The organism is Brevibacillus sp. SKDU10 (genome assembly GCF_001645205.1).
Lineage (GTDB): Bacteria > Bacillota > Bacilli > Brevibacillales > Brevibacillaceae > Brevibacillus_B > Brevibacillus_B halotolerans.
Map to the genome: position 1 here is coordinate 55,488 of NZ_LSSO01000113.1, position 13,978 is coordinate 69,465.

14 protein-coding genes are annotated in these 13,978 nt (G+C 41.1%); 11 read left to right on the forward strand and 3 right to left on the reverse strand.

Translation table 11 applies throughout. The features are described from left to right. Positions 1-51 precede the first annotated feature (51 nt). The gene (locus AYJ08_RS06700; RefSeq protein ID WP_031414455.1) at positions 52-978 is read right to left on the reverse strand and encodes a hypothetical protein; all 927 of its coding nucleotides are present in this window, start codon (positions 976-978) and stop codon (positions 52-54) included. 103 nt (positions 979-1,081) lie between these two features. Between AYJ08_RS06700 and AYJ08_RS06705 the strand changes: the two genes are divergently transcribed. The 6 genes from AYJ08_RS06705 (at position 1,082) to AYJ08_RS06730 (ending at position 7,372) form a co-directional block, all read left to right on the forward strand. Further along, entirely contained in the window at positions 1,082-2,194 is a 1,113-nt protein-coding gene (locus AYJ08_RS06705; protein ID WP_064017075.1) for a YpbB family protein, read from the forward strand. Beyond that, entirely contained in the window at positions 2,179-3,801 is a 1,623-nt protein-coding gene (locus tag AYJ08_RS06710) for a RecQ family ATP-dependent DNA helicase (protein ID WP_064017076.1), read from the forward strand. The genes AYJ08_RS06705 and AYJ08_RS06710 overlap by 16 nt, the downstream gene beginning before the upstream one ends. Next, entirely contained in the window at positions 3,798-4,388 is a 591-nt protein-coding gene (locus AYJ08_RS06715; RefSeq protein ID WP_064017077.1) for a CPBP family intramembrane glutamic endopeptidase, read from the forward strand. The genes AYJ08_RS06710 and AYJ08_RS06715 overlap by 4 nt, the downstream gene beginning before the upstream one ends. 20 nt (positions 4,389-4,408) lie before the next feature. Next, the gene (locus AYJ08_RS06720) at positions 4,409-5,224 is read left to right on the forward strand and encodes a LysM peptidoglycan-binding domain-containing protein (protein ID WP_064017078.1); all 816 of its coding nucleotides are present in this window, start codon (positions 4,409-4,411) and stop codon (positions 5,222-5,224) included. A gap of 66 nt (positions 5,225-5,290) precedes the next feature. Beyond that, the gene (locus AYJ08_RS06725; RefSeq protein ID WP_064017079.1) at positions 5,291-6,202 is read left to right on the forward strand and encodes an NAD(P)/FAD-dependent oxidoreductase; all 912 of its coding nucleotides are present in this window, start codon (positions 5,291-5,293) and stop codon (positions 6,200-6,202) included. Between the two features lie 579 nt (positions 6,203-6,781). Beyond that, positions 6,782-7,372: a genetic competence negative regulator gene (locus AYJ08_RS06730; protein ID WP_003338497.1), complete on the forward strand. Its 591-nt coding sequence runs from the start codon at positions 6,782-6,784 to the stop codon at positions 7,370-7,372. A gap of 65 nt (positions 7,373-7,437) precedes the next feature. Here AYJ08_RS06730 and AYJ08_RS06735 read toward each other — a convergent pair whose 3' ends face one another. Beyond that, entirely contained in the window at positions 7,438-8,196 is a 759-nt protein-coding gene (locus AYJ08_RS06735; protein WP_064017080.1) for a PIG-L deacetylase family protein, read from the reverse strand. A gap of 296 nt (positions 8,197-8,492) precedes the next feature. Here AYJ08_RS06735 and AYJ08_RS06740 point away from each other — a divergent pair, with 296 nt between their 5' ends. Continuing rightward, the gene (locus tag AYJ08_RS06740; RefSeq protein WP_064017164.1) at positions 8,493-9,767 is read left to right on the forward strand and encodes a Glu/Leu/Phe/Val family dehydrogenase; all 1,275 of its coding nucleotides are present in this window, start codon (positions 8,493-8,495) and stop codon (positions 9,765-9,767) included. 154 nt (positions 9,768-9,921) lie between these two features. On the opposite strand, the gene AYJ08_RS06745 is transcribed toward AYJ08_RS06740, so the two are convergent. Next, positions 9,922-10,893, reverse strand: coding sequence for an asparaginase (locus tag AYJ08_RS06745; RefSeq protein WP_064017081.1), 972 nt, complete (start codon positions 10,891-10,893; stop codon positions 9,922-9,924). Between the two features lie 88 nt (positions 10,894-10,981). Between AYJ08_RS06745 and prsW the strand changes: the two genes are divergently transcribed. From prsW to ypeB, 4 genes are read left to right on the forward strand one after another with little or no spacing between them, the layout of a single operon-like run. Beyond that, positions 10,982-11,656 carry a glutamic-type intramembrane protease PrsW gene (gene prsW, locus AYJ08_RS06750; RefSeq protein WP_031414468.1) on the forward strand — a complete coding sequence of 225 codons (675 nt, stop codon included), beginning with the start codon at positions 10,982-10,984 and terminating at the stop codon, positions 11,654-11,656. 23 nt (positions 11,657-11,679) lie between these two features. Beyond that, on the forward strand, positions 11,680-11,844 hold the full coding sequence (locus AYJ08_RS23905) for a hypothetical protein (protein WP_197490605.1): 165 nt from the start codon (positions 11,680-11,682) through the stop codon (positions 11,842-11,844). Continuing rightward, entirely contained in the window at positions 11,774-12,499 is a 726-nt protein-coding gene (locus AYJ08_RS06755; RefSeq protein WP_231929027.1) for a cell wall hydrolase, read from the forward strand. The genes AYJ08_RS23905 and AYJ08_RS06755 overlap by 71 nt, the downstream gene beginning before the upstream one ends. A 31-nt stretch (positions 12,500-12,530) precedes the next feature. Beyond that, on the forward strand, positions 12,531-13,907 hold the full coding sequence (ypeB, locus tag AYJ08_RS06760; RefSeq protein ID WP_064017082.1) for a germination protein YpeB: 1,377 nt from the start codon (positions 12,531-12,533) through the stop codon (positions 13,905-13,907). Positions 13,908-13,978: the final 71 nt, after the last annotated feature.

The window sequence follows — 13,978 nt, forward strand, 5'->3', positions numbered from 1 at the left end:
TATGCCGATTACAAGAATGAATCGCGTCCAAATATGTACCTAGAACACGATTTATTTATGATAAATCGGCACTTCAGGCAAGGTGAGGGAAGGGTAGATCTTTTTGTTTAATTGTACAAAATCTCCAGCATGTACACCATTGCTCGCAATCAATACATTAACACCAAACGGGATGTTTTGCCAGCCTAATTTCACTGTCTCTTTATTTTTTATACGAGCATCGATAGAAGCCGTCAAATCCTGAGGGAAGAATTGAGGTATGCTTCTAATATTCTCCATATATCGTGCAGATATGTAATTGCGATAATGAAAAGGCAGTGTATCCCATGCTGCAAATGTCAGCGAGGTAATATCAACATCACCGATAGAGTGTTGTAGTACATAGATTTGTTCCCACATAGCAATTGCATGATAAAATTTTGTTTGAGCTTGTAAATATTCTGATTGAAAGTCTTTGGCATGACTCAGGGCAGCGATGTCTTCGGAGGAGTAGTGACTGCCTTTCGTATCTGCCATGGCTTTCGTTAAACTATTATGTAAGGTATGCAGGCTTCCAAGAAATTGATTTTTAGACGAAACCAACAAAGGAGAACGCTCACTGATATATACTTTTTCTAGCTGTTTGATTTTAGCCTCTACGACTTGTTTGAGTTGGTCATGAACTCCTTTTTGTTCTTGCAATGTTTTTCCCTGTAAGTTGGCTACATAATAAAAATAGTCGGTTTGAAAAGTGCTGAGTGGTTCATAAAAGCTGTAGTAATAATGGGTGAAATCTTGCTCGGGGTATAGTTTCTTTTCACGAATGAGTTTTTCCTGATTATGTGTTTGTTGTGTTAATTGCTGGAGCTGAGTCAGTTGCTCATTCATTTTCGATTGAACTACGTTTGCTCCCCAAAAAAATCCGACAACCAAACATGTTAATGATAAGATAATCATGTATGTAACAATATACTCGTGCTTGGACAAACGCTTTGTCATAGGTAATCCCTCCGTCTAGAGCAAAAACATTACAATCAATTTTGTCACTGCTTTCATGATAAAATAAATAAATTAATCAAACGTGAAGGAGAAACTTTGATCCATGGAGGAACAAGATTTCCGATTTTTTGAAGCTCTTGTGTTAAAAGGTCTAGCTGTGTTGCAAGGGGAACGTACTCCTCAATCTCTCTACTACATGGTAAAAGGACGTAAAGCTAATCAAGTATGGCAGGATGTGAATAATTTCAACCTCCATTCCTATTATCGGCTTTTCCCTTGGATATCAAGAGGGCTGTGGGAGCAAATCATCCAAAACCTCATGGAAAAAAAGTGGGTCTCAAATACTAATACAGCGCAAAAGGATGGTATATCAAGCTTTAAGCTAACTCATTTGGGGAATCAACAACTTTGTGAACAAAATGAAACCTATCAATTGGAGCGGTGGTTATCTGGAATTAATGGGATGTCGATAACGGAGCAAGCAACGTTATTTCGCTTACAAGCTTTGCTCATGGTTCAAACTATTTCACAGCTTTTGCATGACAGCTCTCATTTTTCACCGATTGTGCAAAATAAAGAGATTCAACGTAGAATCAAGCAACTGCTGGCAGAGCCGGATGAGCGAGCGGCATGGCTTAATGGATTGGCAGACGAGCTCTATCTGTTTATGGATATGCTTGAGCCTATGCTACAGCAGCAGTTTTTTTTGCAGTGGACGGGAGCTTCACAGGTAGGCCTCACAGCTCGGCAAATTGCCTACCAATTTCGTGAATCATTTCTATTTACGGAGGTAAAGCTGTTGTCGATCTGGAGTAGCTTGTATTGTGAGGTAAAGGAGAACAAATCAGGTCGATTCCCCTTATTACAAAGACTATGCCAGCTTCAGCCAGCACAAAAGCCGCCAATCAGTATGAGTGCTTGGGAAACATATAACATGCTTCAAAAAGATATGACGCTTGAGGAGATTGCTTCTAGGCGTACGATTAAATTAAATACAGTAGAGGATCATCTGATTGAAGCTGCTTTAAAGGGTCTGCCTTGTAAGTATGGTCGTTTTGTGAGCGAGCAGCAGATTCAATTCATACATGAAGCAAGCGATCGACTACAGACAAAGCGACTGCGACTGTTAAAGGATGAATTGGGCCATGACTATAGTTATTTGCAAATACGATTGGCTTTGGCCCTTAGAGGAGCGTCAGCATGGAAGCAAATATGAAAAACATTCGTCTTATTTTACAACGGTACTTTGGTCATGCCGCGTTTCGCACTGGACAAGAGGAGATTATTAGTCGAATCTTAAAAGGGGAAAATGTGCTTGGTATCATGTCTACAGGTGGTGGAAAATCGCTTACGTATCAGGTGCCGGCATATGTGCTGCCTGGTATCACACTTGTAGTATCCCCGCTAATTTCCTTAATGATCGATCAGGTTCAGCAGTTGTTAAAAAACGGACATCGGCTGGCGACCTACATAAATAGTTCCTTGGATCGTGATGAAATTCGCTTGGTAATAGATGAGCTGGAAGCGGGGAAATACAAACTTGTCTATATTTCCCCAGAAAAATTGCAACAACCTTCGATTATCCGGCTCCTCCAAAAAAGAGGTGTGTCCTTGGTAGCGATTGACGAGGCTCATTGCATATCGCAGTGGGGCCACGACTTTCGCACAGATTATTTAAAATTGCCGTCTTTGATTAAAGCACTGGGAGAACCTCCTGTGCTAGCTGTGACGGCCACTGCTACACATAACGTGGCGCAAGAAATTGCTGATCTGTTTGACATTGCTTTAGATAATCAAATCCGCTTAAGTGTGAATCGTTCTAACATTGCCTATGATCTATATCCAGTCAGCGATGAGGCGGACAAAAACACACGATTGCTTGCTCAATTACGTGAGTGCCAAAAGCCGGGCATCGTATACTGCAGTACAAGGCAAGCAGTAGAACAACTTGTAGTGCTGTGCCAGCAAGGCGGGATTCAGCGGGTAAGTGGCTTTCATGGTGGAATGAACCCGATGGAGCGGATTTTGATTCAAGAGCAATTTATTGCAAATCAATTAGACGTGATTATTGCTACGAATGCATTTGGAATGGGAATTGATAAGCCAGATATCCGCTTTGTTATTCACTATCATCTTCCTGCAAGCATAGAGGCTTATACACAAGAGGTTGGACGAATTGGACGTGACCAACAACCTGGATATGCTTGTTTGTATGTACAGGAAGAGGATGTGCATATTCATCACCGTCTTTTCCAAAACGAATATCCAACAGACGAAGAATTAGTTGCCTTTTTAGGACTGCTACGTAACTCAGTTCGTCGAGCTGATTCCTGGGTGCTCACCAGAGAGGGGTATGAGCAAAAAGTCTCACATGAGGAACTTTTTGCAGCTATTGGCATTGGCGAAAATGTAACAAGGCTCTTATTTTACTATGCACAGGAAGCAGGAGCGGTTCATAGTGTTCAATTAGGAAAAAACGGGTATACCTACTGGATTCAACCACATGACCCCAAGCTCGTCCATGGTACGATGAAGCAACGAATACAGCTAGTAAAGCGTTCTAAATATGCGAAATTAGGGACTATGCAGGAGTGGATTCAGACATCTGGTTGTTTTCGCGAAGCGTTGCTAGCCTATTTTGGGGAGAGGCTGATAGACAAACCGGAGTCATGCTGTAGAACCTGCGGAATCAGCAGAGAGCTTTATCATGAGTCTGCAATGCAGGAAAGGATTACTCGTGAAGCAGTCTGGAATCTTCCGGAAGCCCTGGAACGATTGTTGCCCCGTAAATCGCCAAACGAAGGAGGTTCCGCTTCGTTGTGAATAGAAACAATAAGCTAGATCAGTTAGATGACCGTACGCTGCTACTCAATCTGTGGCTCACACAAGGTATCGTTCTTTTGATTGCCCTACTAGGGTCATGGTTTCTTTATACTAAAATAGAATTTCAGCAGCTTTTATTAACGATGCACCCTTCTTATCTTGGCTATGCAGTTCTTTTGATCGTCCTTGTTGTTGTTAGTAATATTATTATTGAAAAAACAGTTCCGCCAAGCTGGGTAGATGATGGTGGGATGAATGAACGGATCTTTCGTTCTCTTTCAATTCCAACTACGTTTTTACTCTGTGTAGCTGTAGGGATTAGTGAGGAATGGCTTTTTCGCGGTGTAATTCATGAGTCGATAGGTAATGTGTGGACAAGTATACTCTTCACAGCGATTCATTTTCGATATTTACAAAAACCTATTCTCATTGGAATGGTGTTTCTAACAAGCTATTTACTAGGCATACTTTTTACCTGGACCAATAGTCTGATCACAGTTATGTTTGTTCATGCTACTATCAATTTCATTCTTGCTTTATTTTTAAAATATAATTCAAGATCAATACATTCACAGGAAGATATGTAACACGAAGGGGAGGAAATAAGATGGAAGGTAGAGATGGAGACAAGCAAATAGCAGAGGAGCAGGACACCCTGCTTGGCTTACCTCCTAGAAAAACGAGGATCAAAAATAAAAAACAAGCACAAAAAAAGCAAGCAAGTCGCATAAGTGAAGAAAAACAAGCAGCAAAGAGTGATAACGAAGTATCTAAGGAGCAAGTAAAGGCCTCGTCTACACTTGCTAGTGGAGGTGGATGGAAAATCATTGTTCCGTTAGCGGGAGCAGTAGTCGTGGCAGGTGTTTTATTCATCTGGAAGGAGATGAATTCGACACAACCGGCGTTAATTTTTAGTGGGCACCAGACGCGGACAGATGCGATTGCTTCGGGAACAGGAGTTTCCGTTACAGGACCTGAACCTTTAAATAGGGAGGGTACAGATCAGGCAAATGTTGCAAAGCCTGAAATGCAGCCGCAGCTAGAGGATAAGAAACCAGCGAATAATTCAGCCCTTGGGCAGGAAGGGGATAAAGGTGGTTTAGGTACAGAGGCTATCGTTACATCTACGGTAAAACCTACTAGTACCTCGGCCCCAACTACTAATAAAACTACCGTTGAGCAGAAAGCTAGCCCAGCTTCAGTTCCAGCTTCTAACAAGCCTGAAACAACGGTAAGTGAGGAAAAACCTGCTAAAAAAATTAAAAGTAAACTTTATAAAGTTAAAAGAGGAGATAATTTACATAAGATTTCCCGTGCTTACTATGGAAATAATAATGGAGTAAATCGAATCGCAACTTTTAATGGTCTTAATACAGAAGCCCCATTAATAGAGGGAAAAACACTTTACATTCCTGTAGATTAGTGAAAGGTAATCATGTTAATCGCCTAAAATGGTTACTCTAGAGAGAGAAACTGTTAGGAGGGACTCATGATTTACGACACCATCGTGATTGGAGGCGGAATTGCTGGTTTACAAGCAGCAATTCAGCTCTCGCGAAGCTTACATAAGGTATTAGTTATTGATAAAAAATCGGGGAGATCGACCTTAGCGCGCAAATACCGTAACATATTGGGCTATCCAGAGGGTGTCAGTGGACTGGAACTGAGAACGCAGGGAGAAATAATGGCCAAGCGCTTTGGAGCCACATTTATTCACGATGAAGCAACATTTTGTGAGCAGAATCAGGAGGATATTTTCTGCGTGACCACAAGAGAACATAAGGAAACCTTTATGGCAAAGACTTTACTAATTGCCACGGGAATTACTGACCCATTGCCAGAGATTCCAGGATTGATTGAATGCCTAGGGGAATCCATTTACATTTGCCCCGATTGTGATGGCTATGAAGTCCAGCAAAAGCGTACAGTCGTAATTGGTTCTGGCAAGCATGCCTTGCAAATGGCACAGGAATTAAAATACTACACAAAAGATATCATGGTTATTAATCATTCGCTAACATCGCTGGATAAGGAGGATCAAATCAAGGCTAATGAATGGGGGGACTATTATAGAGAGGATGAGATCGTCTCTATAGAACAGCAGAACGGTCAATTATCATCAATAAATTTACGCTCTGGTGAAGCAATTACAGTAGAACGAGGTTTTTTAGCTTTTGCCGGAGCACATGTTAATTCAGACCTACTACAAGCTTTTCAAATTCAACTTTTACCCCAAGGACATGTTCAGGTAGATCCACGAACCAAGGAAACAAATCATCGCAATATCTGGGCAGCAGGAGACGTTAATGCTCACTCTCAACAGGTTACGATCTCAATGGGAGACGGCTCTCAGGCTGCTATTTGGATACACAAGCGATTATTGGAGCTGGTACAAGAATAAACATCGCCATAAGATGGGCTTATGATATGACGTTATAATCTTCCGCACTTGATGAGAAACGATGATGAACAGGCGTCGGGAAAAAGCTCATAAGTTTTCTGGAAGTAGTAACGTCATTTTTTTTGTCCCATGCATATTGTGGAATATGAGTTCATATTGAACATGATCAATAAGTTGTATAAATACATATCAGTTGGGTATATTCTCTTTACATGAAACGAACTGCTAGAATATTACGTATAAGTATATAAATAAGTCTGTCCGAGATGTTATTCTTTCCTGGGAAAGCGAAATTTCTGGCAATAACGCCTTAATTTTCCGCTAGATTGACGATTTATGTCGGAAAGAGAGTAGTAGGAAAAACTTCAATATCTATGTTCTTGTCTCACAATGTGGTATTATACAAGAATGGATGAATTATAATTACAGCAGGATTATAGCTTGAGGGGAGTTTGTCTAGTAAGAATGAAATAGATATTTTTGTACGCCAGATTATTCTATTTATAGATGTATGTACGGAACAATTACAGGCTTCTTAACATACGTTGTAATAGGACTGGATGGTGAGGAGGGACAGTCATGCGAGTTGAACGCCTTGGCCAAGACAAGATAAGAATTTTTTTAACCTTTGACGATCTTACGGAGCGAGGTATTGAAAAGGAAGACATGTGGCGTGACATTCCTAAAGTTCATGAGCTGTTTAATGATATGATGGAGCAGGCTTATGATGAGCTTGGATTTGAAATATCTGGTCCAGTTGCTGTAGAAGTCTTTGCTTTACCTGCCCAAGGAATGGTAGTCATTGTCACTCGTGGCAAAACAGGAATCACTGCTGAAAAAGATGAAGAAGATGATGTATACGAAATGGAAGTTACTTTAGAAGAGAGTGACTTAATCATATATGCTTTCCGCGATTTTGAACATGTCGTAGAGGTAGCTCACAGAATTAATGCCTTTTTAACATATGGAGGTAGCTTATATTCTTATCAGGATAAATACTACCTTGTTTTAGAGGATGTAGAGCTTGAACAAGAGCGTTACCAGCATCTCATTGCGATTTTATCGGAATATGGTGAGGCAAATCCTATTACTGTATATGTGTTAGAAGAATACGGAAAGTCGATCATGCCTGATGACGCTGTTAAAGAAATCGCTCGATATTTTCGTTAATAAGAAGAGAAGGACACCTATGTGCGTAAGTTATAAGGTGTCCTTCTTTTTTATGCTGTCATTTTTTATTGGATACCGGCAAATAAGTCGGTTTCTTTTTCTGTAGGCTGATAGTTGGGCAAGTTGTGCCATGCCAATAGATAATAATTAGTGGTTGGTACGTTTTTATAATCATGAGAGGTTATACCTGGAAAGACTCGCTCGACAGATAAATGCTGGGTTTTATGTGCTAGTAAAGCTTTCGCTATCTGCTCTCTGTAGGGCTTTTGATCGATGATAGTTGTAATATCCTCCAGTGGATCTCCATTGGTAGGTGTACCATGCTTACTCGTAAAGGGAGCTGTTAACGGGATGGTTGCATGATATAGCTTACGAACGCTTGAAGAATCGTCCAGCAGGTGATCCACAACATACTGAGTAGCCTTAGACACCGCGATATGATCAGGATGACCCGATATCCCATGCGGAGCAAACGTAATTAAAATTTGTGGTTGCTCCTCATCAATCATTGCTTTTATATGGGCAGCAAGCTCTTCTATGGGAGAATTGTCTACCAGTTTATCCTCATAATCTAATACCGCAACCCGGTCCACACCTAAGATGTCACAGGCATGGCGTAATTCGGCTTCTCTATAGGCGGGTAGCTCCTCTTGTGTGCATAGTGGTGGTGTCCCTGCTTTACCTGCCTGACCTCTCGTAGCGCACAAAAGAGTTTGACGTACATTTCCTTGGTCCTTATAAAATGCAATCGTGGCACCGGAGGCAAATGTCTCGTCGTCTGGATGTGCATATATTAGTAGAATTCCTTTTTGTGTTGTCAACAAATTCACACTCCTAATAGCCTTTTCTATTTGTTATTATGACATAGGTTTGCCCAATCGAATACAAAAGAAAGCACATTCCAGAGCAAGTAACCCTTTTCATTTTAGTAAAAGAGGAGTATGCTTTGGCTGTAGGAAAGTTTAGTGACAAGCGAGAATTTCTGTTTTTTCTAGAAAGTTCTTATAAATAAGGAAAAAGCAGAATTTTTACTTCTCTTTCAGGTATTGAGCGTGTATACTGAACGATGGATTTACTGAACATAACTTTTTGAGGTGATTATACAATGGGGAATCACGAAATGGTAACCAACAACACTGAGACTGCGCAACAAAAAGAAAGTATGAATCTTTTGGCTTCGACGCAGACGGTGATTAAGGAAGCACTAGAAAAACTAGGTTACCAAGAGTCGATGTACGAACTGTTAAAGGAGCCTTTGCGAGTCCTGACTGTTCGCATCCCAGTTCGAATGGACAATGGCGAGACTAAAGTGTTCACAGGCTATCGTGCCCAACACAACGACGCTGTTGGCCCAACAAAAGGCGGAATACGTTTCCATCCAGAAGTTACAGAGGATGAAGTGAAAGCGCTTTCTATTTGGATGAGCTTGAAAGCGGGAATTGTTGATTTGCCTTATGGTGGAGGAAAAGGCGGCATTATTTGCGATCCGCGTGAAATGTCCTTCCCTGAATTAGAGCGTCTTAGCCGTGGTTATGTACGCGCTATCAGTCAACTAGTTGGACCAACGAAAGACATTCCTGCTCCAGACGTATTTACCAATTCACAAATCATGGCTTGGATGATGGATGAGTATAGCTGCATTCGTGAGTTTGACTCTCCAGGATTTATTACGGGTAAACCTATTGCATTAGGTGGGTCTCATGGTCGTGAAACTGCTACAGCAAAGGGAGTAACGATCTGCATCCGAGAAGCTGCTAAGAAAGCAGGTATCAACCTGGAAGGTGCTCGCGTGGTTGTACAAGGCTTTGGTAATGCAGGAAGCTATTTATCTAAATTCATGCATGATGCAGGTGCTAAAGTGGTAGGTATCTCTGATGCTTATGGTGCTCTGTACGATCCAAATGGTTTGGATATTGATTACCTTTTAGATCGTCGTGATTCCTTCGGTACCGTTACCAAACTATTTACTAATACCATTTCCAATAAAGAACTATTGGAATTGGATTGCGATATTCTTGTACCGGCTGCTATTGAAAACCAAATCACAGCCGATAATGCACATAACATCAAAGCTTCTATTGTAGTAGAAGCAGCCAATGGACCAACTACTTTGGAAGCTACAAAAATTTTGACAGAACGGGGCATTTTGTTAGTGCCTGACGTACTAGCTAGCTCTGGCGGTGTAACAGTATCGTACTTCGAGTGGGTACAAAACAACCAAGGTTACTATTGGACAGAAGAAGAAGTGGAAGAGAAGCTAGAACGTGTAATGGTTCGCTCGTTTGAAAACGTCTATCAGACTTCTCAAACACGCCGTGTAAATATGCGCTTAGCTGCTTACATGGTAGGCGCTCGTAAGATGGCGGAAGCATCACGTTTCCGCGGATGGGTGTAAGCTAAATGAAGAGCCTTCTTGGTTTAATGCCAAGAAGGCTTTTTTTCTTATCATTTTAATGAGCAAATGAAGAACGGATAGAACAAACCAAAACAGCCACGCAGAAAGGAAATATCCTATTTCTACGTGGCTGTTACCAATATACACTAAGCTTTTAGTGATCGAAGCAATCCTGCAATTTAGTTGAATCAACGGTTTGCTGCAGGGCTACCAACAGCTTCAGACGAGCCTTTTGTCCATTTAATCCGTTTGAAAAGATCATACCCATGTCTTTTAATTGACGGCCTCCGCCTTCATATCCATATAGGTCTTGTACCTGTCCATTATAGCAACGAGAAACAACTACAATAGGTACATTTCGCTGTAGTAGCTCCTTTAATACAGGAAGGATCATTGGAGGCAGGTTTCCTAATCCGAATGCTTCAATTACCATCCCGTCAATTTTTTGGTCTAATAAAAAGCGAAGCCAGGCAGGGTCCATACCTGTGACTGCCTTAATAAGCGGTACATTTCCATCTGCATGCGATATTTCGTAAAACTCGCGTGAAAGTGGCGCATGATGGTATTGGATGGATTTCTTTGAGATAGTCCCAATTGGCCCGTAGGAGGGGGATTGGAAAGTAGCTACATTAGAGGTATGGGTTTTGGTTACGTGCCGGGCTGCATGAATTTCGTCATTAAAAACAACAAGTACACCTTTGTTGCGACTGCTAGGGTCGATAGCCGTGCGAACGGAAGAAATCAGATTGACTGGACCGTCAGCTCCTAATTCATTACTAGATCGCATAGCGCCTGTAACGACAATCGGCACGGTTACTGGCAGGGTAAGGTCAAGAAAGTAAGCAGTTTCTTCGAGGGTATCGGTACCATGAGTAATAACGATGCCATCGTAAGTATCCTGTAACAGCTCTTGTTCAATGATTTCCCGTAGTTTATTCATAATAGCAGGCGTCATGTGTGGGCTTGGTAGATTAACGAAATCCTTCATGACAACATCAGCATATTTACTTAAATAGGGAAGATTATGATTTAGGACATGCTCGTCTAACGGTTTAACGCTTTCTGTGCCTTCTTCAACTGACATTGCAATGGTACCGCCTGTATTTATCACTAGCACTTTTTTCATAGGGATCTCTCTCCTGTTGCGGGTTTTCATATATTATCTTTCATGGTACGATGAATAGGGAACCTATGTAAAGGAGCAAACAAGAAATATGATTCCGTTAATTGGTGCAGCTTTGGCGCCAGGACTTGCTTTGCTGTGTTATTTTTATTTGCGCGATAACTTAGAGCCGGAGCCAATTTCAATGGTGGTGCGCTCTTTTATTTTTGGTATCTTGCTTGCTTTTCCCGTAATGGTGTTGCAATATATTTTTCAAAATGAGTGGGGCATCGATTCCGTCTGGTTTAACACGGTAATTTCACCTGCGGTTGTGGAAGAATTTTTTAAATGGTTAGTTGTATTTCATACCGCTTATAAGCATGTAGAGTTTAACGAGCCGTATGATGGTATTGTCTATGCGGTAGCGGTTTCCCTTGGTTTTGCGACGCTTGAAAACTTTTTGTATCTTGTGATTAACGGAAAGCAAGTTGCCATGTGGCGTGCATTATTACCAGTTTCTAGCCATGCTTTGTTCGGTATCTATATGGGCTATTATATGGGTAGAGCTAAATTTGCAAATGCCAACGAGAATCCACTATGGTTATTATTTGTCTCTTTAATGCTGCCCATGTGTTATCATGCGATTTACAATTTTATTTTTCTATCTGTTGATTATTGGTTGTTTCTGGTCGTGCCATATATGGCAATACTTTGGTGGTTTGGAATGAAAAAAGTAGAACTGGCTCACGATATCAGTTCTAAAAATATATACAATCGTCCACAATAAAGGTTATGAGGAGGCGACTGTAATTGTTCAAAACCCAGCGATCTAAAATCATGATACGGTGCAACCAATGCGGCGAAAGATTTATCTTGCGTGGTCGCCCAGGCATGGAAGGAAAAGTTGACACAGGATTTAAGCAATGTATCTGCGACAATCAAGAAAAATTTGATATTACCCATCTGGAAGAATGAAAGAGACTGGTATTTACTGGTCTCTTTCTTTTTGTATAAACATGATTTCCCTCACGAACAATACAGACAAGGAAAGGAAATTTACCGGTCTGAAGGAGGAAGTCCAATGAGGAGTAAAGAGGTCAAAACATGGAGGCTCATGGTTGCAAGTACAGTTGTAGTGATCTGTACGGCATTCTATTTAATACTTGCTACTACCCCACCCCAAGTGGTGCACCAGCACGCAGATCAGCCGATGGAATCTAAGGTAGCACCAGTGGCAACTACCACAGCACAAAAAACGTTTTCAGCTTCACAGCTATCCGAAAATGACCTTAAGCTAATGGCAAATGCGGTATATGGTGAAGCGCGTGGAGAACCGTACATCGGGCAAGTAGCGATTGCGGCCGTAATTATAAATCGGACAAAGAGTTCATCGTTTCCCAATACGCCCTCCGCTGTTATTTTTGAACCTCGTGCTTTTACTGCGGTAGCAGATGGTCAGATTTATTTAACCCCGAATGAAAATGCGAAGAAAGCAGTGAAGGATGCTTTAAAGGGGTGGGACCCTACTGAAGGATGCACCTATTATTTTAATCCCGAAACAGCTACGTCCAAATGGATATGGGGGCGTCCTCAAGTGAAAAAAATTGGTAAACATATATTCTGCCGCTAACCAATAACAACGGAAGAAGGAGGATCTAGAAATGGTTTATGGTGCAATTTCACGAGTGCTGTTTCCAGTATGTTTAATCGGATTGGTCGGTGTTGGTGTATGGGGCTATCAGGAACATAACGAAAAAAACAGCATACTAATCAAAGCAGAGAATCAATACCAAAGAGCCTTCCATGATTTAAACTTTCATATGAATAAACTGCATGATGAGTTAGGAAAATCTGTTGTATTAAACACACGCAAGCAATTAGCTCCGTGTCTTACGAATGTGTGGCGTTTAGCTTATACCTCGCAAAACGATGTCGGTCAACTTCCTTTGACGCTAATGCCATTCAATCACACAGAAGAATTTTTGTCCAAGGTAGCAGATTTTTCTTATGAAGTAGCCGTAAGGGATTTAAATCAGCATCCGTTGAGTGAAAAAGAGTATAAAACACTCAATAAACTGTACCAGAACTCTAAGCACATCCAAAAAGAATTATCTGGTGTGCAAACCAAGGTTATTGATAGCAAATTGCGCTGGATGGATGTAGAAACGGCCTTGGCTAAACAGCAACAGCCAGGGGACAACACCATCATTGACGGTTTTAAAACGATTGATAAAAAAGTGCAGGAGTTCCCTGAAATGGAATGGGGAATGACTGTTCAAAATATGGAAACGAAACGCCAGCAACGAATTAAGGGCATATCAGGAAAACCAGTTAGTGAACAACAAGCGATTGATATTGCTAAAAAATTCGTTGGTAAAATTTCGTCTGGTGACAAGGTTTCTGTTGAAAAGAACGGAAAAGGCATGCAATACAATGCTTACAGTATCCGTATAACTAGTAAAAACGCTAGTCCAATCAATATGGATGTAACCAAAAAAGGCGGAAAGGTAGTCTGGTTATTAAACGAAAGAGAAGTCAAACAGACAAAATTGAACTTAGATCAGGCAGAAAAAAGTGCTAAGAAGTTTTTAAAAGAAAAGGGATACGGCGACATGGTAGCGACGGAACGAGATACATACGGAGGGATAGGAGTATTTACGTTTGTGCCAAAAGTGGAAGGCGTACTCATCTATCCTGATTCCGTAACGGTCAAAGTAGCGCTTGATAATGGGGATGTAAATGGATTTCATGCGGTCGAATATTTATTTAACCATAAGCAGCGCATCATTCCAAAAGCAAAGGTTTCCGCCCAGCGCGCTAAAACGATGATCAATCCACATGTTAAGGTTACGGATTCTAGACTTGCCATGATTCAGGGGAAAAATAACGGGAAAGAAGTACTAGCATATGAGTTCTCTGGACGATTTGAAAATGATATCTATATGATCTATATCAATGCCCAGACAGGTGAAGAAGAGGATGTAATAAAAATGAGTGTAGGCGAGCAAAAAATGCCAAATTATGGCGAAAATGCATAAGAGGATAAGAGAGAGTGCAAAGAAGTTTGTCTAAGGGCAAACTTCTTTGTTTGCTGTATGGATATCAGCGT